Below are 24,192 nucleotides of genomic sequence, written 5' to 3'. Positions count from 1 at the left end.
AAGCCGCGCAGGTTGATCGCCTGCGCGGCTTTCTTTTTTATGCAACCGCTTATCAGGCTGCTTCTTCCAGCGTCGGATAGTCGGTGTAGCCCTTCTCCTGGCCACCGTAGAACGTTGCGCGATCCGGCTGGTTGAGCGATGCGCCGGCACGGAAGCGCGCCACCAGATCGGGGTTCGCGATGAACGGACGACCGAACGCAACGGCATCAGCCAGACCGGAGGCAATCATCTGCTCGCCCTCTTCCGCCGTGTATTGGCCGCACACGATGAGCGTGCCCTTGAAGGCGTCGCGGAGTTGGCGGCGGAAATCGTTGGTCAGCTCGGGCCCGCCGGCCCAATCCGGCTCGGCGATGTGCAAATAGGCGATGCCACGCTTGGTCAGCTCGCGGGCGAGGTACAGCGCGCTTTCTTCGGCTTGTGCATCGGCAATGTCATGCGCGACGAAGTGCGGCGACAGGCGGATGCCGACGCGGTCTGCGCCAATCTCTGTGATGGCGGTGTCGACCACTTCGAGAATCAGTCGGGCACGATTTTCCAGGGAGCCGCCGTACTGGTCGGTGCGCTGGTTGCTGTTGGTCGACAAAAATTGGTGCAACAGGTAACCGTTGGCCGCATGGATTTCAACGAAATCGAAACCAGCGCGGCGTGCACGCAGGACGGCTTGACGATATTGCGCGATCACGCCAGGGATTTCTTCCGTGGCGAGCGCGCGCGGTTCGCTGGTCGGCACATTGGCGGGCGTGCCGTCGGGCTGCACGACAAAGCTCTGTGCACCCTTGGCGACGATGGCCGACGGCGCGACAGGTGCCTGGCCGTTTTCCTGCAGCAACGTATTGGAAATACGACCCACGTGCCAGAGCTGTTGCGAGATGCGGCCGCCCTTGGCGTGCACAGCATCCACCACCGCCTTCCAGCCAGCTTCCTGTTCGTCGGTGTACATGCCCGGCGTCCAGGCGTAGCCCTGGCCCTGGCGGGAAATTTGCGTCGCTTCCGTCACGATCAGGCCGGCGGTTGCGCGCTGCGCGTAGTAAGTCACGTTCAGTTCGGTCGGCACGTCGCCAGGCTGACCTGCGCGCGAGCGCGTGAGCGGCGCCATCACGACACGGTTGGCGAGGGTCGTACGGCCGGTCTGAATCGGGGACAGCAGTTGTTGGGTCATATCAGCTCCTGAAAGAGAGACTATTCGACCGGTCATCTAGAACCGGAATCAAAGAAAAAGCGAGGAACATGCCTCGCCGGCAATGGTTTGGTTGCAATCAATGCTTGGGCTTGGCCAGCAGGATTTCCGTTTGCGCCACGCAGCTCTTGAACGCGGCCACAGTGCGATGCGACTTGGCCAACAGCGCGCCGCCCATCCACATGGCGTACAGCCCTTCGGCCAGCTGGTGCGCATCCTCCACAGGCGCCAACGAACCGTCGGCGACGCCCGCCTCGATTGCCGTGGCGATGCGCTCGACCATGCGCGTCATCCCCGTCGACAGCACCTTGCGCATCGGCTCGGACAAATCCGACACTTCGCCCGACAGCTTCACCGCCAGACAGGTGACTTCGCACGCGCTGCGCTCATGCAGATCGATCCAGGCCATGAAATAGCGCAGCAGCCGCTCGCGGGCGGTGATGCGCGTGTCGTTGAACAGGCTAACAACCCCGGCGTCGTAATCCTGGAAATAGCGCTCCAGCATGGCAACGCCAAAGTCTTCCTTCGACCCGAAGTAGTAATAAAACGAGCCTTTGGGTACCTGAGCGCGGCCGAGGATTTCCGCCAAACCGACCGCCGAGAAACCACGTCCGAGGATCAACTCGGCACCGGCGTCCAGAATGCGGTCGCGGGTGTCGTGCCGGGCTTCGGCGCCTTCAGCGGTGACGGGTTCGGGATGCTTGCTCATGATGGATCGCATTGTAGTAGACCGACCGTCTAGTTGCATGACCCTTCTATGAGCAGGGCCAATATGACGTACGCGTCGTTGAGGCGCTCGCTCAGAGCTTCTCTGTTTCGCCGCTCTTCGGTTGCCAGCGCATCAGGCGTTTTTCCATCAAGCCGACGAGCCAGTCGAGCACCAGCGCAAATACCGTCAGCACGACGATGCCCGCAAACACGGTGTTGATGTCGAAGGTCCCTTCGGCCTGGAGGATCAGGTAACCAACACCGCGCGCCGAGCCGAGATACTCCCCCACCACCGCTCCGACGAAGGCCAGACCGACCGACGTATGCAGCGATGAGAACACCCAGCTCGTCGCGCTCGGCAGATAGACAAAGCGCAGCAGTTGCCGCTGCGATGCGCCCAGCATGCGCGCATTGGCCAGCACGACCGGGCTCACTTCCTTCACGCCCTGATAGACGTTGAAGAAGACGATGAAGAACACCAGCGTCACCGCCAGCGCCACCTTCGACCAGATTCCCAGCCCGAACCACACGCCAAAGATTGGCGCCAGGATCACGCGCGGCATCGAGTTGGCAGCCTTGATGTACGGATCAAGCACCGCCGATGCGGCCGGGCTCAGCGCCAGCCACAGCCCTGCGCCCAGGCCGCTGGCCGTGCCAATGGCAAATGCCAGCACCGTCTCGGCCAACGTCACGCCAAGGTGTTGATAGATATCGCCTTCGGTGACGAACCACGCCCAGATGCGCTGGGCAACGATGAGCGGTTCTCCAAAGAAGAACGCAACTTCCTGCGAGCGCGTGGCGAAGTGCCACACGCCCAACGTGACGACCAGCAGGCCAAGCTGCCAGGTGCGCAGCGCGAATAGAGAAAGCGGACGGTTAGCCATGGATGCAATCGATCAGATTCAGGTCAAGCCACGCGGCGATGCTGCGCATAGCCCTTGAGCACTTCTTCGCGCAGCACATCCCAGATGCGCGAATGCAGGTCGACAAAGCCGGCCTGATCGCGAATCTCGGCCACATCGCGCGGGCGCGGCAGGCCGATCGTGAATTCACCGATCGGGTGCGTGCCGGGGCCGGCGGCCAGCACGACCACCCGGTCGCTCATGGCAATCGCTTCGTCCAGATCGTGCGTGATGAACAGCACCGCCTTGCGCTTGGCGGCCCACAGATCGAGCACCTCGTTTTCCATCAGCTGGCGCGTCTGAATGTCGAGCGCCGAGAACGGCTCGTCCATGAGGATGATGTCTGGGTCGAGCACCAGCGTTTGCGCCAGGCTCACACGCTTGCGCATGCCGCCGGAAAGCTGATGCGGATAGCGGCCTTCAAACCCGGACAAACCCACGCGCGCGAGCCACGACATGGCAAGGTCACGCGCTTCCTTGTCGGACATGCCCCGAAACTCCAGCCCGGCCATCACGTTGTCGAGCGCGCTGCGCCACGGCATCAACGCCTCTGCCTGGAACATGTAACCGGCGCGACGATTGATGCCGAGCAGCGGCTCACCAAAGACCCGCACCTGTCCGGAAGACGGCTGCAGCAGGCCCGCAGCCAGATTCAGCAACGTAGATTTGCCGCAGCCAGTCGGGCCGACCACGGAGACGAACTCGCCGGCCTGCACCTCCAGCGAGGTGTTTTGCACAGCGGTGTAACGCTGGCCCGGCGTGTCGGGTGAGATGAACGTACAGGTGATCTGATCGAACGAAAGCGCGGGATGGGACATGGTCTGCGGTCCAAAAGCAATGCGCCCGGGCGGAACCGGGCGCGTTGCTGAAAGCCTGTCGAAATTACTTGTACTTGGCGTTGGCCTTCTGCACGAAGGCGTTGGTGAAGGTCTGGTCGAGCTTGATCTGCTTGCCCTTCACTTCCGCATCAAACTCCGACAGCGTGCGCAGTGCCGTGGCGGGGCCGTCGGTGGGCATCGTGCCATCCGGCGAGATGGCCTCGCGCACCTTGTCCCACGCCGCCAGATACAGCGCACGGTCACCCAGCAGATAGGCTTCCGGCACCGTCTTGACGATGTCCGACGGGCCTGCCTTCTGCAGCCACTTGAGCGCGCGCACCATGGCGTTGGTCATCGCCTGCGTCGTGTTCGGATTCTTCTGGATGAACGCGGTGGATGCATACAGGCAGCCGGCCGGCATGTTGCCGCCGAATACCGCCTTGGTATCGGCCAACGTGCGGGTATCCGAGACCACGCGCACTTCATTCTTCTGCGTGAGCATCGACATCACTGGGTCCAGGTTGGCCAGGGCGTCGATCTGGCCAGCACGCACGGCGGCAATCGCCCCACTGCTCGGGCCCACGCCAATGATCGACACTTCGTTCGGCTTGATGCCGGCGCGCGCCAGCACGTAGTTGACCATGATGTTGGTCGACGAACCCGGAGCCGTCACGCCGATCTTCTTGCCTTTCAAATCGGCAATCGACTTGTAGTTGGGCATCGTCTTGTTGTTGACCGCCAGAACGATCTGCGGGGCACGCCCTTGCAGCACGAACTCCTGGTACATCTGGCCCTTGGCCTGCATTACCAGCGTGTGCTCATACGCGCCGCTCACCACGTCGGCGCTGCCGCCAACCACGGCCTGCAGGGCTTTCGCGCCACCGGCAAAGTCGACGATTTCAACGTCCAGGCCTTCGTCCTTGAAGTAGCCAAGGCGCTCGGCAATTGTGAGCGGCAGATAGTAGAACAGCGCCTTGCCGCCCACCGCGATGGTGATCTTGCTCTTTTCAGGTTTGCCCTGTGCCAGAACGGCGGGGCTGGCAGCCACCAGGCTCGTCGCGCACAGTGCTGCGCCCATCCATTTTGCCCAGCGCCCAACGACTCGTGTCCCCATGCCTGTCTCCTGTTTGGTGGCGTTCACTGCCTCGGCGGCGATATTACCGCAACGATTTGCAACACAACATGCGGGATCGTCCTAGCTGTCTAGCTCTTGGCTTCGGCAATGATGCCTTGCGACACCAGCGCGTCGATCTGCTCGTCCGTCAGGCCGTGGCCGCGCAGCACGTCGCGCGTATGCTGGCCCAGGCGCGGCGCGCTCGCCTGCACGGCGCCCGGCGTGGCGGAAAGCTTGGGCACCACGCCCGGCATCTCTACATCAATGCCAGACTGCGCGCGCACCGTTTCGATCACGCCGCGCGCCCGATAGTGAGGGTCTGCGGCAATGTCGGCGATGGTGTAGATGGGGCCGCTGGGCACCTCGGCCGCATGCAGCGCTGCCAGCACATCGGCGATGGGCAGCGTGCCTGTCCAGGCGTTGATGGCGGCATCGATTTCGTCCGACCGGGCGGCGCGGCCGTCGTTGCGGGCCAAATCGGGATCGTCGGCCAGATCTTGCCGGCCCATGTGTTGCATCAGGCGGCGGAAGATGTTGTCGCCGTTGGCGGCAATCAGAACGTATTCGCCGCCGGCGCACCGGTAGGCGTTCGACGGTGCAATGCCCGGGAGCGCCCCGCCCGCCGGCTGGCGGATTGCCCCGAACACCGAGTATTCGGGCAGCAGGCTCTCCGTCAGGTTGAACACGGATTCATACAGCGCCACGTCGATCACCTGCCCCTTGCCGCCACGCGCATCGCGTTCGTACAAGGCCAGCAACACGCCTAGCGCGCCATGCAAGCCGGCGATCGTGTCGCCAAGTGACAGCCCGGCGCGGGCAGGCGGCCGCCCCGGCTCGCCGGTCAAATAGCGCAGGCCGGCCATGGCTTCAGCAATGGCGGCAAAGCCGGGTTCATCACGTTTGGGGCCCGTCTGGCCATAGCCCGACACGCGCAGCATGATCAGCTTCGGATTGATGGCGGAAAGCGCCTCGTACGACAGCCCCCACTTTTCCATGGTGCCGGGGCGGAAATTCTCGATCAGGACATCGGCTTCGGCGGCCAGCTTGCGTACGACTTCCTGCCCCTCCGGCACACGCAGGTCCACACAGACCGACTGCTTGTTGCGCGACTGCGCCTCCCACCAGACCGACGTGCCCTCATACAGCATCCGCCATTTGCGCAGCGGATCGCCCTGCCCCGGCGGCTCGATCTTGATGACCTGCGCGCCAAAGTCGGCGAGCGTCTTGGCGGCAAACGGCCCGGCAATCAGTTGCCCGAGTTCGAGCACGCGGATGTCCTGCAAAACCTGTGTCGGCATGGTTGTGTAGAAAGCGTTGAATTCAGAGTGCAGCGGGGTTGCCAAGCAGATGCGTCATCAACAGGCGCGCGGAGCTGGTCAGCGCATCGGGATCGCGCACGCCCACCAACAGGCGGCGATGCGCCCATTCGTCTTGCAGTGCCACGAGCGCCAGACCCGCACCCGGCAGGCTCGATACATGCCCTTGCGCCGCGATGCGCGGCAATATGCCCACGCCCAAGCCAGATGCCACCATGCGGCAGACGGCTTCAAAGCTGCGCACCTGGATACGCAAACGCAGCGGCTTGCCCAGGCGGACACTCTCGTCGACCAGTTGCGCAGCCAGCGAGGTGCCCGGCGGCAGGCTGACGAAATCGAAATCCACAACGTCGGCGAAATGAACCTGCTTGCGCCCGGCTAATGGATGCCCGCGCGGCGTCACCAAGGCGAGATCGTCCTCGCGGTAGTCGAACGATTGCAGCCCGTCGCACGGCGTACCGGCCGCGAAGATGCCAAGGTCTGCGCGGTTCTCGCGCAGCGCCGCAACAATATCGCCGCTGTCCTGCTCTTCCAGCGCGATGCGGATGGCCGGATTGGCCAACATGAACGCGGCCAGATCGTCGGCCAGGAATTGCGTAATCGACGAAGTATTGGCCCACACGCGCACCAGCCCGCGCGTGCCTGCGGCAAAGTCAGACAGCGCACCGGCCATGCGCTCGACGTCCTGCAGGATGCCCACAGCATGGCGGAAGCACGCCTGGCCGGCCTCGGTCAGTTCCACGCCGGCGGCATGCCGATAGAGCAACGGCGCGCCCACGGCCGCTTCCAAATCGGAAATCCGCTTGCTTGCCGCAGCCACAGCCAGGTGTGATTGGCGCGCTCCGGCCGAGATGCTGCCCAGCCGGGCCACCGCCACAAACAAGCCGAGGGTGACAAGATCGAAGCGGGCGAGATTCATCGTGGAAAGCTGAAGGTGGGAAATACACAACATCGGATGTGACATCGTGGCACGTTCCGTGCGTGTTTCATCCGGCCGTCACCCGCCCACGTTTAACATGGCGGACTTTTGCCGTTCCCGGATCCGAAAAAGGGATTCTAACGGCGTTCTCCCTGATTGCCGCCATGTTGCTTCCGTTCCGTCTTGCCCGCTTGACCGCCCTGTGCGCCCTCTCCTTGAGCGCCGGCCATGCCTTGGCAACCCAAAGCAGCACCGGCGACACCACCAGTTGGGCGATCAACGCTCCCGATCGCTTTGCCGTGCACGGTCAGGCCACTTACGTATGGCAGCACGACCTGTCGTTCCACTCGCCGTACAGCGGGCTGAACAGCCTGTCAGGCAAATCGACCACAAGCTATTCGGTTACGACGACGCTCGATCTGGGTATGCGCCTGTGGCAAGGCGCCGAAGTGCACTTCAATCCGGAAATGGCGTTCGGCCAGCCTTTCTCGGGTCTGCATGGCCTGGCCGGATTCACCAATGGCGAGCTTGCCAAGACCGCCGGCCCAAACCCGACGCTCTACCGCGCACGCGCCTTCTTCCGCCAGACGGTCGGCCTGGGTGGCGGCACTGAGGATCGGGAAGCCGAGATGAACCAGTTTGCCGGCCAGGTCGACAAGCGTCGCCTGGTTTTCACGGCAGGCAACTTCTCGGTGCTGGACGTATTCGACGGCGTGACCTATGCGCATGACCCGCGCACCCAGTTCCTAAACTGGTCGTTCCTCACGCACGGCGCATTCGACTACGCGGCCGATGCGCGTGGCTACACCTGGGGCGCTGCGCTGGAGTACTACGACGGCGACTGGGCCTACCGCATTGGCCGCTTCATCCAGCCGGAAGAGTCCAACGGCCTGCCGCTGGACACGCGTATCGGCCGCTACTATGGCGACGTGTTTGAAGTGGAACGCAGTCATACGCTTGCCGGGCAGCCGGGCAAGCTGCGCGTGATGCTCTTCCGTAACAGGACCGACATGGCCCGCTACGACGATGCCCTCGCCCTCGGACAGTCGACGGGCAGCGCGCCGGACATCAGCCTCGCGCGACGCGACAACACCAAGGTGGGGATCGGTCTTGGCGGCGAACAGCAAATCAACGATGACATTGGCGTCTTCGCACGCGCATCGTGGGCGGACGGCAAGACGGAAACCTACGCTTTTACGGAAATCGATCGCTCCGTGTCGTTCGGCACGCTGATCAAGGGCAGCAAGTGGGGCCGCTCGGACGACACGGTAGGGCTCGCAGCGGCGATCAACGTGCTGTCGCCAGATCACCGCCGCTACCTGCAGCAAGGCGGCCTGGGCGTATTCCTGGGAGACGGCAAGCTGAACTATGCGCCCGAGCAGATCGTCGAGGCCTTCTATAGCTTCCAGGCGACCAAGCACCTGTGGATAAGCGCCGACGCGCAATGGATCCGCAACCCCGGCTACAACGCGGATCGCGGCTCTGCGGTGTTCTTCGGTACGCGACTGCATACCGAATTCTGAGGTTCAGGCGCGCCCGCTCAGAGCTGGCGCCGATCCAGGACCGCGCGGGCAATGGTGCCCGCGTCCACGTATTCCAGTTCACCGCCCACCGGCACACCACGCGCCAGACGTGTCGCCTTGATACCGCGCGCCTTCAACATCTCGCCGATGTAGTGGGCGGTCGCCTCGCCTTCGCTGGTGAAATTGGTGGCGAGGATGACTTCGGCGCACGGCCCACCAAGCGCAGGGTCGGTCGCGCGAGCAAGCAAGCGCTCGAGGTGGATCTCTTTCGGGCCGATGTTGTCCAGCGGCGAGAGCCGCCCCATCAGCACAAAATATTGGCCGCGATAGGTCAACGTCTGCTCGATCATCATCTGGTCGGCCGGCGTTTCCACCACACACAGCACCGACGCATCGCGACGCGTATCCAGGCAGGTTTCGCAGATTTCCTGCTCGGTAAAGGTATTGCAACGGCTGCAATGCTGAATCGATTCCGTCGCCTCGGACAGCGCCTGCGCCAACTGCGCAGCGCCTTCGCGATCATGCTGCATCAGGTGATACGCCATCCGTTGGGCAGACTTGGGACCCACGCCCGGCAGTACGCGCAAGGCTTCAACCAGCATCTGCAGCGCCGACGGCGTGCCTGGAGCGTTACGCATCACGCATGCTCCAGAACCGTCGCGTGGTGCAGCACTTCCGGCATCGGATCATAGAAATGATGCAGCAGCGCACGCCAGCGCTGGTACTCGGGCGACTGCCGAAAGCCGATGGTGTGGTCTTCCAGCGTCTGCCACTGCACCAGCAGCAGATAATCGCTGGTCTTCTCTATGCAGCGCGACAGCGACAGCGAAACGAAGCCCCGCATCGCACCGATGATGTGGCGAGCCTCGCCGAAGGCCGCCTCGAAGGCAGCTTCCTGGCCGGGCCTGACGTGCAGCAGCGCAGATTCCAGCACCATGGCGCGATCCTGACGAGCGTCGTTTAGAACGGCAGCTTGAAGCCGGGCGGCAGCATGCTCGCCATGCCACCCAGGCCGGAGGTGAGCGAGCCCATCTTCTCTTGCGCAGTGGCCTCGGCCTTGCGCACGGCGTCATTGAACGCAGCAGCGATGAGGTCTTCCAGCAGATCCTTGTCTTCGCCTTCGGCCAGCAGGCTGGGGTCGATCGACACACGCTTCACGTCGTTCTTGCAGGTCATCACCACCTTCACGAGGCCCGCGCCAGACACGCCTTCCACCTCGATCAGAGCGAGTTGCTCCTGCGCTTTCTTCATGTTTTCCTGCATCTGCTGGGCCTGCTTCATCAGCCCGGCGATCTGGCCTTTCATCATGGTCGTTGCTCCTTGAAATGGGTCATGCAAGACGCGCCGCTCAGCGGTGCGCGCCGGTGTTCAATGTTCAGTCTTGGAATGCGATTCAGTGCGTGTGCGGTTGGATCGAACCAGGGACGACCTGCGCGGCAAAGTCCCGGACCAGCGCCTGCACAAACGGGTTGGCAGCGATGGCATCTTCGGCACTGCGCTGACGCTCGGCGCGCTGCTCGGCATCCAGAGCCGCAGCGGTGGCGCGTGCAGGGCCGATGTCGCACGCCACGCGAACGGGCGTGCCGAAGCGTTCCGTCAACGCCGCTTCCAGACGCTCGACGACGTTGGCGTCAGTCAGCGGAGGCAAAGGTACGCGCAGACGCATCGTGACGCCTTCGACGGCCGCCAACTCGCTCTGGTAAGCCAGCTGTTGGGCCAGACCGCGGATCGGCAGGCACGCTGCCAGCGCCGGCCAATTGCCGTCGAACGTGGTGAGGCCGCTGGCACTCAGGTCAGGCGGCGTGGCAGCGGCCACCGGCTCCGGTGCGACCGTCTTCGCCAGCACGGGTGCAGTTGCGGGCGCCTCGATCTTTGCTGGACGTGTTGCCGGTTCAGCCGCGCCGGGGCGCACGCTCGAAGCGGAATCCCAACCGGCAAAGGCCACGTCCATCTCTTCAAGCGACGGCGAAGCAAATTCGCCCGGCATTTCATCCCAGGGCGGCGGGCCATCATCGGCGGGCGTGGCAACTGCAACCGGCTGCTCACGGCGCTGCGGCGGAGAGGCCGCAGCCGCAGCCGGATTCGGACGTGGGCCCACGACCGGAGCAACGGGAGCAGCAGGACGAGCCACAGGCGCAGGCGCGGCCACCGGTGTAGCGGCAGGCGCGGAAGCACCACCACGGCCACGGCTTGACGCCTGACGCGCAGCGGCCAACGCTTCCATTGCCGGCGAGCGACGCGCTGGGGCCGCAGCCGGCGTCTGCACAGCCTCTTCAACGGGCGCTGGCGCCGGCGGAGTCGCCTGATAAGTCGCACGCGGCGCCTCGACCACCGGCTCCGGACGCACCGCCACTGGCGCGACCTGGGCAACCGGCGTCGCCACCGGCGCAGTCGCCGTAACGGCCGGACGCGTCGATGCGGCCGGCGTTGCAGCCAGCGGCATCGCCCGTTTCCCGCCACCACCGCCCGAAGGCGGCGGCGCTTCTCCACCCGACTGTCCGGGCTGGAACGCAAGCATGCGCAGCAGCGTCATCGTGAAGCCGGCGTATTCATCCGGCGCGAGCGCCAATTCGTTCCGGCCCAGGTTGGCAAACTGGTAGAACAGTTGCACCGACTGCGCGTCGAACCGCTCGGCAAGGCGGCGCACATCGTCGGCCTCGGGCCAGTCGTCCTGCACAGCGGCGGGAACGACCTGCGCCAGCGCAATCTTCTGCAGCAAGGATGCAAGATCCTGCAGCGCGCCCGAGAAGCTCAGACTGCGCCCGGCCATCTCATCGGCGATCTCGACAAGCGCCGCGCCGTTCTCGTCGGCCAGCGCATCGAGCAACCGCACAAGGTAGCTTTGATCAATCGCGCCGAGCATGCCCCGTACGGCAGCCTCGCTCACCTCGCCAGCGCTGTACGCGATGGCCTGGTCGGTGAGCGAAAGCGCATCGCGCATCGAACCCTGAGCAGCGGCCGCCAGCAGACGCAGCGCATTCGGCTCGTGGGCGATGCCCTCTTCGCCAAGAATGCGGTCCAGGTGAGACACGATGTGCCCCGGCGGCATCTGCTTGAGGTTGAACTGCAGGCAACGCGACAGCACCGTCACCGGAATCTTCTGCGGGTCGGTGGTCGCAAGAATGAACTTGACGTGCTCGGGCGGTTCTTCCAGCGTCTTCAGCATCGCGTTGAAGGCGTGGTTGGTCAGCATGTGCACTTCGTCGATCATGTAGACCTTGAAGCGACCGCTGGTTGGTGCATAGACCGCGCGATCCAGCAACTGGGCCATCTCGTCGACGCCGCGGTTGGAGGCGGCATCCATCTCGATGTAATCGACAAAGCGCCCGGCATCGATCTCGGTACAGGCGCGGCACACGCCGCACGGCTGCGCGGTGATGCCGCCCTGCCCGTCCGCGCCGATGCAATTGAGCGACTTGGCAAGGATGCGCGACAGCGTCGTCTTGCCGACACCGCGCGTGCCCGTAAACAGGTATGCGTGGTGCAGGCGCCGCTGTTCGAGCGCATGCGTGAGCGCTTTCACCACGTGTTCCTGACCGACCAGCGTGGTGAAATCGCGAGGGCGCCACTTGCGGGCGAGCACTTGATAACTCATGCGGCGGATTGTAGCAAAGCGAGGTGGATTTCCGACGCGGTTTCGGAGGGGTCAACCGCCATGCGCGCCGAGCGAATTGCAAGGATATTCAGGTGGGGACGTGGGAGTCGGTTACAATGGCGGTCGGACGGGCCTCCTCGCATGGTGGCGCGGTCAACCTGGTCAGGTCGGGAACGAAGCAGCCACAGCCGTTTTCCGCCAGTGCCGAGGGTCAGGCTCGTCCCCTTCTCTTTTCCCCTTCCGCATCACCCCTCCCCTTTTTGTTTGTGCCGCCCGCATCAGAACAGCGCGCCTTGGCTGTCGTCGTGTGATGCCTGGACGGGCTTCGGCAACGATTCCAGATCGATCCATTCTTCCTGTGCGGTAGCCACGCCTGCGCGCACGGTGCGCCCTGGATACATCGGCGTGACGGCAGCCACATAGCCGCGCAGCTGATCGGCATAGGCGGCACGCTCGACAGGCAGCAAGCGCAGCTTGTAGTCGACCACGAGGACGTCGTTGCCGCGTTCGATCAGGCGATCGATGCGCAACAGCGCACCGTCTGGGCCGAAAAGTTCGATCTCGTTATGCGCGACGTCGAAGCGCGCGGGGTCGAAGACATGCGCCAGCGTCTCCGCTGAAAGCATCCGACGCACGGCATCGGCGGTGCGTGTGGCGTCGGCTTGCGTGACGCCGGTGGCGCTGAACCAGCGCGCGATCGTCTCGGCGTCAGGTGCCTGTTCGGGCAAGCCCCGGCGAGTCAGGCGCTCCAGCACCGCGTGCAGCAGTTCGCCCTGCGCGACAGCGCCTTGGTCAAAAACGATATCGGCAGCCCCCTCGGCGACAGCGCCGGCAGCGCCAACACGCACCGTCACAGTCAGCGGCGCGCGGAAATCGTGATACGAGACCGCCTCCTGCCCTGCTGCACCGACAGCCGAATCGGCTACGCCATCAAGCACCGGAGCGGGTGACGCTACGCCTGCCGCGGCGAGCAGCGTGTACCAGCTCGCCGTGCCGTCCACTTCAGGCGCATCACCTTCATCGACAGATTGGGCCGCCGTGGCATCGCGCTTGTTCGCCACGCCGGAAACGATCAGCGCTTGCCGTGCACGCGTCATCGCCACGTAGAGCAAGTTCCAGTTCTCGCGCTCGGCAAGCTCGTTTTCTTGCTTGAAGAGAGGCTCGCGCGCGAGGCCTCGCTCGGACGTTTTGCCGAAGGCGGAAAAATGCGCAGGCGCCTGCGCGCCGGGCGGCCAGTCGATCAGGATGCCGGCCGTATCGACACGCGCGTCGCTGTGGTGGCTGTCGAGCAGCGCAACGAACGGCGCCTCAAGCCCCTTCGACGCATGCACGGTCAGTATCTGTACGGCGTCGAGACCTTCGCTGGCGACTTCGGCGTCGATTGCATCCGGCGCCTCGGTGTCGCCCTGCGTGCCTTCGTCAGGGCTTTCATCCTCATCGCCCTGGCGGATGGCGCGCAGCTCGGCCATGAACTTAGGCAGGCTCGGGTAGCGGCCACCGTCCAGATCGAGCGCGAGCTTCAAAAACGCATCCAGGTTGGCGAGCACTTGGTCGCGGTTTGCGGCCGGTGCGCGCTCGGCATAGCGGCGCTTGAGTTCGCCGGTGTAGACGATGTGATCGAGCAGGTCGTGCACCGGCAGCGTGGGCGCCACCGCCAGCCAGCGCGAGAGCATGCGATGCGCGTGGCGCAAGGTGTCCGCCGCATCGGCCTGGCCGGCCAGCGCGGTGAGGCGCTCCCACCATGTCAATGCGACCGCGCCTTCGCCAAACTGCGCCAGTGCGATGAGGTGGTCGTCCGTGGCGGCGAAGATGGGGCTGCGTAGCACATGCGCGAGCGACAAGTCGGCCTGCGGCGTCATCAGAAAATCAAGCAGCGCGCACAGATCAAGCGCTTCGAGCGTAGCCAGCAGACCGCCACGGCGCGGGCTCAGATACGGCACGCCGGCGTCGCGCAGCGCACGTTCGTAATCGGCGAGATAGCGTTTGCGGCGGACGAGCAGCTGGAAATCGCTCCACCGCACAGGGCGCTCGACGCCGCCTTCACGAATGCGCTCATTGACGTGTAACGCGCGCAGGCAAGCAGCCACTTGGCGGCCCTCTTCATATCGCTGCGAATCGCCGGCTTCTTCGCGCGGTTCGGTGAGCGTATCCCGGGGTGCGGCTTCGTCGGCCTGCTCGGCTTCGGACACCGGCACCAGCGGCAACAGCAGCGCCTGCCCGATGGGTGCGTCCACGGCGGTGCTCTGCTCGGCGTAGATGGGATAGTCGCCGCGCGCGCGCGCTTGCAGGAACACGGCGTTGACCCACTCCAGCACGGCCGGCGCGTTGCGACGCGTGCGGTTCGTACGCAGCACGGTCGCGTTGAATTCCGCAACGAGCATTTCACGCGCAGCGTCGAACAACCGTGCATCGGCGCGGCGGAAACGGTAGATCGACTGCTTCGGATCGCCCACCAGAAACACGCTCGGCTGCGTGCCGGTGCCAGCATAGCCGGCCAGCCAGCCTTGCAGGATGCGCCACTGCATCGGGTTCGTATCTTGAAACTCGTCCAGCAGCAGATGCTTGTAGCGCGCGTCGAGCCGCACCTGCAGGTAAGCGGCCGTGTCGTCTTGCTGCATCAGGCGCGCCGCCTCCCATTCGAGATCGGTGAAATCCATTGCGCGCGCCTGGCGCTTGTAGGCCTGATAGCGATCGATGAGTGCATCGCCTAGCGCAAACAATGCAGCGTTGACGGCGCGCACGTGGGCTTCCTGGCGGCGGGCTTGAATCGTCGTCAGCGTTTCGCAGAGCGTGGTGTGCAAGGTCACCAGCGTTTGTGCGTGCTCGTCGCCGACGGCTTTGATAAGCGCCTTGGTCGGTTTGCAGGCGCGTGCCTTGCCGGCCTGCGTATGGAAGGCCGAGAAGAGCGCATCAAAGGCTTGCGCGCGAGCGGCCTCGTCCGACACGTTCATTCCGCGCACAGCAGTCACCGCCGATTCGATGGTCACCGCGCGCTTGCCCTCGGCCGCACCGCCCTGCCCAAGCCAGCCGGACACGCGCAGCATGTCGCCCCACAACGCCGCATCCTGCAGCGCTTCGATCAACGGATCGACCGTCGCATCGTTTCCTAGCAGTGCGTCCAATGCATCCAGCGGCCGCCCCGCCGCCTGCGTCTTGTACGCCCACCAGTCGCTGCGCTGGTGGAACATTGCATCGAGCAGGCGACTGGCCTGGAAATCGCCGACCCGATCGGCAAGCGTTTCATACGCGGCGCGCAAGTCAGCGTGATCTTCGGCCAGCAAGCCACGCCAGAAAGGCGCCCAAGCTTCGCGCCGCAGCCGCCCGGCATCTTCACGCAACGACGCGCCTTGCTGCACGCCAGACGACAGCGGCGCCCCGCGCAGCAATGACCCAAACCAGCCGTGGAACGTATCGATCGCCATGCGCGATGGCGATTCCAGCACGCGCGCATACAGTCGGCGCGCGGTTTCAATCAGCGCCGGGGCATCGCGCTCATCCACCGTGCGCGCGATCAGTTCGCGCACGACGCCTTCATCGTCGGCGCTGGCCAGTTGCGCGAGGATGTCGAGCAAACGCTGCCGCATCTCTTCGGCGGCCTTGCGTGTAAACGTGATGGCGAGAATGTCTGACGGCGCGGCGCCTGCCAGCAGCAAGCGCAACATGCGGGTGACCAGCAACCACGTCTTGCCGCTGCCTGCGCACGCTTCCACCACGGCCGAGCGCTGCGGATCGCACGCGGCACGCGAAAAGGTCTCGGGCGAGACGGCGGCGCCGTCGCGTTCGTAAGCGTGATCGCTCATGCCGCGCCCTCCGGCTCGCGGGGCGTACCTTCGGTCCAATACCCCTTGCGGCACAGGCCACGCGCCGCGCAGTAGCGGCACGCCGATTCATCACCGAAGGCCGGCAGCGGCGCACCGGCTGCGAGAGCGGTCATGTCCTTTTGCATCTGTTCGATCAACCAGTCGACGACTTGCGTGAAGTCGGGCAATGCAACGTCGCGCTTGTCCCCGCGCGCCTCGCCGTCGAGCGAAACCCAGCCGCCCGAATCAGCACGCGCATCGAGCACGCCGTAAAACGGGAGCTGGCAATCCTCAAACGGCGTCTTGGCGCGACGCACCAGCACCATTTGAGATTGCGTCTTGTAATCTAGCACTGCCACGCCGTGTTCGTCGTGTACGTCAATGCGGTCGATACGGCCGCGCAAGCGCAGCGGGCGCTCGTCCGGCAACGTGATGGACGTATCGACATCGACCTCACCCGCTTCAAAGCGCCAGCCGTCAGCCTCGCGCGCAGCCTGCCACGCCAAGTACGACGGCATCACGCCGAGCCAGCGCCGATAGAAGCGCAACGCGTTGCCGTCCTCGGCCAACAGCGGGCCGAACTGTTCATCGGTGATGGTCTGCAGCAGCCCCTGACGATCGGCCGGATCGCGCATTGGCACTTCCAGCAACTGCCGGTGAAAACGATGCAGGATCGCGTGCAGGATCTCGCCGATGTCGCGTTTCTCCAGCTCGTCGGAAACCTCTTCCAACTCGCCCAACCGCAGCATTCGGCCGACGAAAAACTGATACGGGCAGCGGCGCAGGCTGTTGTATGCGGCCGCACTCAGCGTGGACGGCACCAGCGTCGGCGCGGCGGGCGCCGGCATATCGGTTGGCTGGCTCGTCGTCTGCAAACTGGGCAACGAGACCGACGTATCGATACGCACGCCGCTCACCGCCAACCGGCGTTGCAAGCGTTCAAGCCAGCCCGAAAGGCGATGCGGCTCGCCGCGTCCGCCGTGGCGTTGCCAGGTCAACACCACCTCGGGCTGATTGAGCAGCACTTCGGCCAAGTCGCGCGCCTGCTGCGCGAAGCGCTGGGCGCGGTCGGGCAAACCGAGTTCACGTCGCACGTCGTTGGAGAAGAACAGCCATTCCGGCTGCGCCGACGGCAACTGCGCATCGTCGCAACCGACCACCACGACACCATCAAAGCGCCGCATGCGCGCGCCATTCAACGGCAGGATGACAACACGCCGGTCCGCTGGCGGCGAAGGCTCGCTGAAGACGGCGGACTCAAGCAGCATCGAGAGCAACGCGCGCCACTCCGTGAGCGAAAAACGCGCGCCCGCATCGGTGCTGCCATGTATGGAGGTCCGCAGGCGGTCAATCCAATCCAGCAATTGGCGACCTGCATCGTCGTTCTGCAAACCGGTGCGCATATGCAGACGATCGAGTGTGCCTGCCAACAGCGTTATCCACGCGTCGAGCGTGGCGCTGCCGGCACGGCGCCACAGCGCCGCTTCGTCGGCCAGCACGCCCAGGCGATCGGCCAGGCGGCTGGCCTTTGCTACGCCCTCGGCATCTTCGGCCGGACGATCGGCCACCAGACGGCGCAGCCGTCCCCAGCCGCCCGAAACGTTGTGCCGACGCACCCGGCGCTCCAGTTCTGCAACCCATGCGGGCGTGGCAGTGCCGGCGTCGGCATCGCGCAAACAGAACGGGCTTTTGATGAGATCGAGCAGCGCCGCGGTATCGCCATCCCCTTGCACCACGTCGACCCAGCGCATGAGTGCCGCAGCGGCGCGCGTCGTAGAGAGCTTCCAGCCGGTCTCGTCGCGCACCGGCACGTTCACACGCGCGAGCAACGCGCGAACACGCCGCGCGACGATGCGATCCTGCGCCACCAACGCCAGCGAGCGGCGCCCGGCGTTCAACCAATCGACCAGCGTATGCGCGGCGAAGGCCGCCTCGTCCTCAAAGCGGGCGGCGCCGGCAATGCGCAGGATTGGCGCGGGAATCTGGGCATCGGCAGCATCGTCCGCCGCCTGGGCGGGCGTGGCGCACTCGGGCCAGGCGTGCAACAGCAGATCGCGGAAATCTGCGTGCGTGGCGGGCCCGGCAGACGCGCCGGTTTCAGGCGCATTCCAGTCGTAGCCGATGTTGAGCACCGGCACGCGCTCGGCGGCGCGCTGCAGGAAATCCAGATCGACTGTCTCGGGATCGGTTGGGCTCATCCACACGATCGGCCCGTGCAGCTCGTCCAGCAGGCGCCGCATGGCCCGCAGGCGCATTGGAATCGGGTCCGCCGCGCCCGAAAGCAACCGCCAGAACGTCAGCACGATGCGCGATTCGGTACCGAGAAAACGGTCAGACAATTGTGCGTAGGTGCGCTCCAACGCCTCAGCCAATGCCGACTCCAGCTCATCGGGCCGCCCATCGGCGCCACTGTGCGCCGCATCTAGCGTCAGCCAACGTTGCGACAACTCATCCGACACCGTCACGAGCACCTGCGCCACGCCCCACAGGGCGGCATCGTCCTGTGCGCCAAGCGCTTCACGCAGCCATGCCTGCGTCTTGAGGGCCTGCTGCACGGCGAGCAGTCGCGACAGCGGCGTGCGCGCAAGGGGCACGCCCGCTTCGGGCGGCAAATCGAGCAGCCAGTGCCCCAGCGTCAGGATGCGAGGGAGCAAGCGCGGCGTGCCGGCCGCTTGCGCACTGGCGTGCAGGGCACTGCGCACCCCCGGAATCTGCGCGGCTGTCGGCACAACGATCGTGGCGGTACCCGAGGATTGGGCATGCGCATCCAGAAAGCGCCATGCAGCGTCGGCGGCACGAGAAAGGAATGCTGGGCCAGGCGCGAAGGCAAGCGTCTGCATGCGAGGGAATATGGCGATATACCGGGAAGCGAAGACCTGCGGCTATCGGCCTGATAGGCAGAATCAACGACTGAATCGGTTGAAAATGAGGGCGTCGGTACTATATCAGCAGCATCCGCGCCGACAGTGGTCCCAATACACGCCGGTTCGTGTAATCGTGTAATGTATGGGTTCGGCGCACGTCGCCAGCTTTTACGAAATAACAGAGGTTCCCGCCATGAGCGAACAGATCAAGTATGTGAGCGACGCGTCCTTCGAGGCAGACGTGCTCAAGTCCGACAAACCCGTGCTGGTCGATTTCTGGGCCGAATGGTGCGGTCCCTGCAAAATGATCGCCCCGATCCTGGACGAAGTTTCCAAGGACTACGGCGAGAAGGTGCAGATCGCCAAGATCAACGTCGATGAAAACCAAGGCGTGCCGGCCAAGTTCGGTATTCGCGGCATCCCGACGCTGATTCTGTTCAAGAATGGCGCTGTGGCGGCGCAAAAGGTGGGCGCACTGTCCAAGTCGCAGCTGACCGCATTCCTGGACAGCCACCTGTAAGCCCTTTTTCGGCTGCGGGCGACCCTTCGCGTTGCCCCTCGCCCACGCTGGCGCACTTCCGCCTGGAAGCTCGCCAGCGTTGTGCTAAGATTGCAGTCAATCTGTTTCTCCGAGCGTTCGCTCGACCTTTTCCCCCTCCCCCCGTTTCTCGTTTCGCCGCCCGTTCGGGCCCTTCCCTCATCTTTCGTCTATGCATCTGACAGAACTGAAATCCTTGCACGTGTCCCAATTGCTGGAAATGGCGGGGCAGCTGGAGATCGATAACGCCCAACGCATGCGCAAACAGGAATTGATGTTTGCCATCCTGAAAAAGAAGGCGAAACAGGGGGAAACGATTTTCGGTGACGGCACACTTGAAGTGCTGCCCGATGGCTTCGGTTTTCTGCGCTCGCCGGAAACCTCGTATCTGGCCAGCACCGACGACATCTATATCAGCCCGTCGCAGATCCGCCGATTCAATCTGCACACCGGCGACACGATCGAAGGTGAAGTCCGCACGCCCAAGGATGGCGAGCGCTACTTCGCGCTGGTGAAGGTCGACAAGGTCAACACGCAACCTCCTGAAGCGGTCAAAAACCGCATCATGTTCGAGAACCTGACGCCGCTGCATCCGAACAAGCCGCTCACGCTCGAACGCGACATCAAGGCCGAAGAAAACATCACCGGCCGCATCATCGACATGATTGCCCCGATTGGTCGCGGCCAGCGCGCGCTGCTGGTGGCAAGCCCGAAGTCCGGCAAAACCGTGATGCTGCAGCACATTGCGCACGCCATCGCGACCAACCATCCGGAAGCCGAGCTGTTCGTGCTGCTGATCGACGAGCGCCCGGAAGAAGTGACCGAAATGCAGCGCACCGTGCGCGGCGAAGTGGTGGCCTCGACGTTTGACGAGCCTGCCGTTCGTCACGTGCAAGTGGCCGAAATGGTCATCGAAAAGGCCAAGCGCCTGGTCGAACTGAAGAAAGACGTGGTGATCGTGCTGGATTCGATCACGCGTCTGGCCCGCGCCTACAACACCGTGGTGCCGACCTCGGGCAAGGTACTGACCGGCGGTGTCGACGCCAACGCGCTGCAGCGTCCGAAGCGTTTCTTCGGTGCTGCACGTAACCTGGAAGAAGGTGGCTCGCTCACCATCATCGGCACGGCGCTGATCGAAACCGGCAGCCGCATGGATGACGTGATCTACGAAGAATTCAAGGGCACCGGCAACATGGAAGTGCACCTGGAACGCCGTCTAGCCGAGAAGCGCGTCTACCCCGCCATCAACCTGAACAAGTCGGGCACCCGCCGCGAAGAACTGCTGATCAAGCCGGACATCCTGCAGAAGGTGTGGATCCTGCGTAAGTTCATCCATGACATGGATGAAGTCGAGGCGATGGAATTCCTGCTCGACAAACTCAAGACGACAAAGAACAACGCCGAGTTCTTCGACATGATGCGACGCGGCGGCTAAGTCTCCTGCCTGCATAGCGAAAAGCGCACCCATTGTGGTGCGCTTTTTTATTGCTGCGTCAACTGCCTGTTTTTCCAGCGGATTTCCTCGTCAAAGCCGTGAAATTCGCTAGTTCATTTGCATTACAGGGCGGGCGCGCAAGCGTTTGCCACTATCGTCCTTAAACGTCATCGCAAAAGAGAAACCCGGCAACCATACTGCAAGCCTGCCCTGGCTGAGCCGCCTCGGCAAAGAACGAACCACACCAAGAATCGAACGGGGGAAACCATGCGCGAAGAGTCGCTGGAATGTACTGCTGCGTGCCGAACCGTCATAGTGGCGTCGCGCGCAGGGATGGGGGAGATCGACGAGACAATTCTGGGTGCAGAGTGGCACGTGCGGCGCGTAACGTCGATGCGTGAACTGGGTTGCGCCATTCGCGACGGCGTTCCCATGGCGGGGTTGGTCGATTTCAGCGGCGCGTTCTCCGCTGCGGAGTTGGATTTACTCGAGCGCTGCATGCAGGTCTCGCATGTAGGCTGGGTGGCCGCCCTACCGCCGGCCCTGCTGAACCACGAACGCGTGCGCCAACTCGTGCGCGATTACTGCGTGGACTACGTGCAGATGCCGCTGCGTATGGATGAGGCTGCGAATTCGCTGCGTCACGCCTGGGGCATGGCCTCGCTCGCACAACAACTCACGCCGGCGCCCAAAGCGAATCATGCTCGCATGCTGGGCGAGTGCCCCGTCATGCACAGCCTGTTCCGCGCCATCCGCAAGGTCGCGCAGAATAGTGCGCCAGCCTTCATTGCGGGCGAGTCCGGCACCGGCAAAGAGTTGACTGCGCAGGCCATTCACGAAGCGTCCTCTCGCGCAGGCGGGCCGTTCATCGCCATCAACTGCGGGGCGATTCCTCCGCACCTGATCCAGTCCGAATTGTTCGGCTACGAAAAAGGCGCATTTACCGGCGCGCATCAACGTCATATCGGCTGGGTCGAGCATGCCAATGGCGGAACGCTGTTCCTCGATGAAATCGGCGACCTGCCGCTCGAGAGCCAGGTCAGCCTGCTGCGTTTCTTGCAGCAAGGCACGATCACTCGGCTCGGCGGGCATCAGGCGATTCCGCTGGACCTCCGCATCATCTCGGCAACGCACGTGGATCTGGAAGCGGCCCAACATCACGGCGGATTCCGCACCGACCTGTTTCATCGACTGTGCGTGCTGACCTTGTCGGTGCCACCGCTGCGCGAGCGCGGCAGCGACATCGTGCTGCTGGCAGAACACATCCTCGCCCAGCACGCCAGCGAGGCGTCGCACCGCATCCGCGGGTTCACGCCCTGCGCGTTGCACGCGATGATGCATTACCCGTGGCCGGGCAACGTGCGCGAACTCATCAACCGCGTGCGCCGCGCATTGGTGATGACCGACAACCGCAAGATCTCCGCCGCTGACCTGCATCTCGAAGGCTACGCATCCGTGTCGGGCCAGACGCTGGAAGAAGCGCGCGAAGGCGCCGAGTCGGATGCCATCCGCACGGCCATCGCGCGCAACGGCTTCCACATGGGCATGACGGCACGCGAATTGGCGGTGTCTCGTGTCACGCTGTATCGGCTGATGCAGAAGCACGGTATTCGCGCAGAACATCCTCTGCATACGGCCTGAGCGTCATCCGTCTCATCGGTTTCATGCGATCGGGGGCGTAGCGTTAGCGCTGCGCTCCTGAAGGGCATTGGGCGCAAGGACGAAAAATGACCGACCGACCTGCCCTGCCTGTTTCCCCCCAATCGGATTCATCCAGCATTTGGTTCAGTGCATTCAATTCAGCTGCCAGTGCAGGAATAAATTGGCGGTGCGAGCGCCGCAAACGCGGTCAGGTTGGCTTGCATCGGGATCCCGCTCCAGGATGGCTATTAAGAAAAGAGTGCCCGCCGGGGGACGGAGCACGAAACCGTTGAACAGCCGCTACGCCGGCCTGTTCGGCGCACGTTGCGAACGCGCCACATTTTGGTGCGTCCAAGGCCGCGCAACCACCGACAGCCTTTGCCAGGAGAGTGTTGCGGCGCCGACAATCTGACACGGTGAGTGGCACATACCGGAAAGCACCCCACTTCCGGGGGGATTGCGCAAGCCACGTCGCCGTTGGATTGTTAAGCCACGCATGCGACGTACTCAGTTCGCCGTCCGTGAGTGCGGACACGACAGAACCGGTGGATGGATCGAATGCGCGGGTGGGAATGAGACCGAATGCGAGTCGCGCCGGCAACGTATCGGCGAGAACGCTTCGAAGGGCGATCAGCAGCGTGATTGCACGCTGCACGACGAAATCGCCGTCTACTGCGAGCGCAGGCATCATGACGATCATGGCCGTGCGATTTGCGACCACTCCCGTCTTCTCGACCGTCCACCCAAACGGCAAACGTCGAGCACAGCGCTGCGCGATTGTCGGCATGGCTCGCTCCTCCCCGACGGATATAGAGCGACATCCATGCCATGATGGCTAACGCCTTGTTTTGGCGGGATATTTTCCACACGGAGAACCGCGCGACCCAGCATGGCATGCGATTTTTGTGTCGCGACTGAAACAGCCGTCGCCACAAAAACCGCGGTTATCGGGCGCAGGCGCTGCGGTGGTCGAATTGCGCGCCCTGGCAAACGCTGGGCTACAGTACCAAGGACGCCGCATCGAGGGTCCCGAGGCATGGCCGTGGCGGCTGTCATTTTTGACTTCCGCCACTAAAATGATTCGGAACGGGGGTCTGCTCCGGCCTGCATCTCGCCTGGGCGACAAGGATGTTCGCAAGATCGGTAACAGGTCGAGAACAACGATGAACACTGTTTTGATCGAAGCCCATCCGTTGGTGCGTACAGGCATTGCGCACCTGCTACGGACGCTCAAGGGCGTCACTGGCGTCACGGTTGTCGAACCGGACGAAGGGATGTTCGACGCCATCGAAACCAATGCCGACGCCGGTCTCCTTGTGATCGGCCTGCCGCTGCCACATCTCGACGAGTTGTCGGCCATCGGCGAAATCATGCATCGGCCGCATGCGCGCCACGTGGTCGTGCTGGCCGAATCCGAATCGCCCGACATCATCCGCACGCTCATGCAGATGGGCTTGTCAGGCTACACGCTCAAGCATTCGCCGGGCGAAGTCATCGCGGCTTCGCTGGAGCTCGTTCTGGTGGGCGGTCAATACATTCCGGCCAGCGCGCTGCTGCCGGAATCACGCCTGGACGGCGCGCCCAACCCGGCGCTCGCAGGCGACCCGCAGACCGATCCGAAGCTGCTCGGCATTACGCCGCGGCAGTACGAGATTCTGGTGCTCCTCTCACGCGGGCATCCGGTCAAGACCATCAGCCGCATGCTGAACATCTCCGAGGCAACAGCCAAGGCGCATATCAGCACGCTGTATCGGCGCCTGAAAGTCCGCAGCCGCACCGAGGCCGTGTACGTCGCTAATCAGCGCGGTGCACGACTCCTCTCAGTCGCCTGATCCCCCGACA

At 63.9% G+C, this 24,192-nt stretch carries 18 protein-coding genes and 1 other RNA gene; 6 read left to right on the top strand and 13 right to left on the bottom strand.

What is annotated here, in order from left to right:
- Positions 1-52: 52 nt before the first annotated feature.
- From NKG59_RS12135 to NKG59_RS12105, 7 genes are all read right to left on the bottom strand, one after another.
- The gene (locus NKG59_RS12135; protein ID WP_253537066.1) at positions 53-1,159 is read right to left on the bottom strand and encodes an alkene reductase; all 1,107 of its coding nucleotides are present in this window, start codon (positions 1,157-1,159) and stop codon (positions 53-55) included.
- 97 nt (positions 1,160-1,256) lie between these two features.
- Positions 1,257-1,886: a TetR/AcrR family transcriptional regulator gene (locus tag NKG59_RS12130; protein ID WP_253537063.1), complete on the bottom strand. Its 630-nt coding sequence runs from the start codon at positions 1,884-1,886 to the stop codon at positions 1,257-1,259.
- Between the two features lie 91 nt (positions 1,887-1,977).
- On the bottom strand, positions 1,978-2,769 hold the full coding sequence (locus tag NKG59_RS12125) for an ABC transporter permease (protein WP_045204270.1): 792 nt from the start codon (positions 2,767-2,769) through the stop codon (positions 1,978-1,980).
- 23 nt (positions 2,770-2,792) lie between these two features.
- Complete coding sequence (locus NKG59_RS12120) at positions 2,793-3,605, bottom strand: ABC transporter ATP-binding protein (RefSeq protein WP_253537060.1); 813 nt, start codon at positions 3,603-3,605, stop codon at positions 2,793-2,795.
- A 64-nt stretch (positions 3,606-3,669) separates the two neighbouring features.
- Positions 3,670-4,719, bottom strand: coding sequence for an ABC transporter substrate-binding protein (locus NKG59_RS12115; protein ID WP_082076055.1), 1,050 nt, complete (start codon positions 4,717-4,719; stop codon positions 3,670-3,672).
- Positions 4,720-4,808: 89 nt separating this feature from the next.
- On the bottom strand, positions 4,809-6,017 hold the full coding sequence (locus NKG59_RS12110) for a CaiB/BaiF CoA transferase family protein (RefSeq protein ID WP_253537056.1): 1,209 nt from the start codon (positions 6,015-6,017) through the stop codon (positions 4,809-4,811).
- Positions 6,018-6,039: 22 nt separating this feature from the next.
- Positions 6,040-6,954, bottom strand: coding sequence for a LysR substrate-binding domain-containing protein (locus NKG59_RS12105; protein ID WP_253537053.1), 915 nt, complete (start codon positions 6,952-6,954; stop codon positions 6,040-6,042).
- Between the two features lie 233 nt (positions 6,955-7,187).
- On the opposite strand from NKG59_RS12105, the gene NKG59_RS12100 reads away from it, so the two are divergent.
- Positions 7,188-8,477: a carbohydrate porin gene (locus tag NKG59_RS12100; RefSeq protein WP_253537051.1), complete on the top strand. Its 1,290-nt coding sequence runs from the start codon at positions 7,188-7,190 to the stop codon at positions 8,475-8,477.
- Between the two features lie 17 nt (positions 8,478-8,494).
- On the opposite strand, the gene recR is transcribed toward NKG59_RS12100, so the two are convergent.
- The 4 genes from recR to NKG59_RS12080 form a co-directional block, all read right to left on the bottom strand.
- Entirely contained in the window at positions 8,495-9,115 is a 621-nt protein-coding gene (recR, locus tag NKG59_RS12095) for a recombination mediator RecR (protein WP_045204274.1), read from the bottom strand.
- A complete protein-coding gene (locus NKG59_RS12090) occupies positions 9,115-9,414 on the bottom strand; it encodes an antibiotic biosynthesis monooxygenase family protein (protein ID WP_253537048.1) in 300 nt (99 codons plus the stop codon). Before NKG59_RS12090 ends, recR begins: the two co-directional genes overlap by 1 nt.
- Positions 9,415-9,437: 23 nt before the next feature.
- Positions 9,438-9,785, bottom strand: a complete 348-nt coding sequence (locus NKG59_RS12085; protein ID WP_024975986.1) for a YbaB/EbfC family nucleoid-associated protein — start codon at positions 9,783-9,785, stop codon at positions 9,438-9,440.
- Positions 9,786-9,870: 85 nt separating this feature from the next.
- Entirely contained in the window at positions 9,871-12,072 is a 2,202-nt protein-coding gene (locus NKG59_RS12080) for a DNA polymerase III subunit gamma/tau (protein ID WP_253537045.1), read from the bottom strand.
- 126 nt (positions 12,073-12,198) lie between these two features.
- On the opposite strand from NKG59_RS12080, the gene ffs reads away from it, so the two are divergent.
- Positions 12,199-12,297: signal recognition particle sRNA small type (gene ffs / locus NKG59_RS12075), an RNA gene on the top strand.
- A 53-nt stretch (positions 12,298-12,350) separates the two neighbouring features.
- On the opposite strand, the gene NKG59_RS12070 is transcribed toward ffs, so the two are convergent.
- Positions 12,351-15,872: a UvrD-helicase domain-containing protein gene (locus tag NKG59_RS12070; protein WP_253537041.1), complete on the bottom strand. Its 3,522-nt coding sequence runs from the start codon at positions 15,870-15,872 to the stop codon at positions 12,351-12,353.
- Positions 15,869-18,712, bottom strand: coding sequence for a PD-(D/E)XK nuclease family protein (locus NKG59_RS12065; RefSeq protein WP_253537038.1), 2,844 nt, complete (start codon positions 18,710-18,712; stop codon positions 15,869-15,871). Before NKG59_RS12065 ends, NKG59_RS12070 begins: the two co-directional genes overlap by 4 nt.
- A gap of 217 nt (positions 18,713-18,929) precedes the next feature.
- Between NKG59_RS12065 and trxA the strand changes: the two genes are divergently transcribed.
- From trxA to NKG59_RS12045, 4 genes are all read left to right on the top strand, one after another.
- Complete coding sequence (trxA, locus tag NKG59_RS12060) at positions 18,930-19,256, top strand: thioredoxin TrxA (protein ID WP_004626253.1); 327 nt, start codon at positions 18,930-18,932, stop codon at positions 19,254-19,256.
- 190 nt (positions 19,257-19,446) lie between these two features.
- Positions 19,447-20,709, top strand: coding sequence for a transcription termination factor Rho (rho, locus tag NKG59_RS12055; protein ID WP_004626250.1), 1,263 nt, complete (start codon positions 19,447-19,449; stop codon positions 20,707-20,709).
- Positions 20,710-20,976: 267 nt separating this feature from the next.
- Positions 20,977-22,350, top strand: a complete 1,374-nt coding sequence (locus NKG59_RS12050; RefSeq protein WP_253537035.1) for a sigma-54 dependent transcriptional regulator — start codon at positions 20,977-20,979, stop codon at positions 22,348-22,350.
- Positions 22,351-23,513: 1,163 nt separating this feature from the next.
- Positions 23,514-24,182, top strand: a complete 669-nt coding sequence (locus tag NKG59_RS12045) for a LuxR C-terminal-related transcriptional regulator (protein WP_009238433.1) — start codon at positions 23,514-23,516, stop codon at positions 24,180-24,182.
- Positions 24,183-24,192 lie beyond the last annotated feature (10 nt).

Source organism: Ralstonia chuxiongensis, from assembly GCF_024158925.1.
GTDB classification, from domain to species: Bacteria; Pseudomonadota; Gammaproteobacteria; order Burkholderiales; family Burkholderiaceae; genus Ralstonia; species Ralstonia chuxiongensis.
The sequence above is the reverse complement of the archived record's forward strand: the minus strand, read 5'-3'. Positions and strand labels throughout refer to the sequence as shown.

Bases quoted from the DNA above. Each gene is read 5' to 3' on its own strand.
- NKG59_RS12135 (WP_253537066.1), bottom strand. From the start codon at position 1,159: ATGACCCAACAACTGCTGTCCCCGATTCAGACCGGCCGTACGACCCTC.
- NKG59_RS12130 (WP_253537063.1), bottom strand. From the start codon at position 1,886: ATGAGCAAGCATCCCGAACCCGTCACCGCTGAAGGCGCCGAAGCCCGG.
- NKG59_RS12125 (WP_045204270.1), bottom strand. From the start codon at position 2,769: ATGGCTAACCGTCCGCTTTCTCTATTCGCGCTGCGCACCTGGCAGCTT.
- NKG59_RS12120 (WP_253537060.1), bottom strand. From the start codon at position 3,605: ATGTCCCATCCCGCGCTTTCGTTCGATCAGATCACCTGTACGTTCATC.
- NKG59_RS12115 (WP_082076055.1), bottom strand. From the start codon at position 4,719: ATGGGGACACGAGTCGTTGGGCGCTGGGCAAAATGGATGGGCGCAGCA.
- NKG59_RS12110 (WP_253537056.1), bottom strand. From the start codon at position 6,017: ATGCCGACACAGGTTTTGCAGGACATCCGCGTGCTCGAACTCGGGCAA.
- NKG59_RS12105 (WP_253537053.1), bottom strand. From the start codon at position 6,954: ATGAATCTCGCCCGCTTCGATCTTGTCACCCTCGGCTTGTTTGTGGCG.
- recR (WP_045204274.1), bottom strand. From the start codon at position 9,115: ATGCGTAACGCTCCAGGCACGCCGTCGGCGCTGCAGATGCTGGTTGAA.
- NKG59_RS12090 (WP_253537048.1), bottom strand. From the start codon at position 9,414: ATGGTGCTGGAATCTGCGCTGCTGCACGTCAGGCCCGGCCAGGAAGCT.
- NKG59_RS12085 (WP_024975986.1), bottom strand. From the start codon at position 9,785: ATGATGAAAGGCCAGATCGCCGGGCTGATGAAGCAGGCCCAGCAGATG.
- NKG59_RS12080 (WP_253537045.1), bottom strand. From the start codon at position 12,072: ATGAGTTATCAAGTGCTCGCCCGCAAGTGGCGCCCTCGCGATTTCACC.
- NKG59_RS12070 (WP_253537041.1), bottom strand. From the start codon at position 15,872: ATGAGCGATCACGCTTACGAACGCGACGGCGCCGCCGTCTCGCCCGAG.
- NKG59_RS12065 (WP_253537038.1), bottom strand. From the start codon at position 18,712: ATGCAGACGCTTGCCTTCGCGCCTGGCCCAGCATTCCTTTCTCGTGCC.
- trxA (WP_004626253.1), top strand. From the start codon at position 18,930: ATGAGCGAACAGATCAAGTATGTGAGCGACGCGTCCTTCGAGGCAGAC.
- rho (WP_004626250.1), top strand. From the start codon at position 19,447: ATGCATCTGACAGAACTGAAATCCTTGCACGTGTCCCAATTGCTGGAA.
- NKG59_RS12050 (WP_253537035.1), top strand. From the start codon at position 20,977: ATGCGCGAAGAGTCGCTGGAATGTACTGCTGCGTGCCGAACCGTCATA.
- NKG59_RS12045 (WP_009238433.1), top strand. From the start codon at position 23,514: ATGAACACTGTTTTGATCGAAGCCCATCCGTTGGTGCGTACAGGCATT.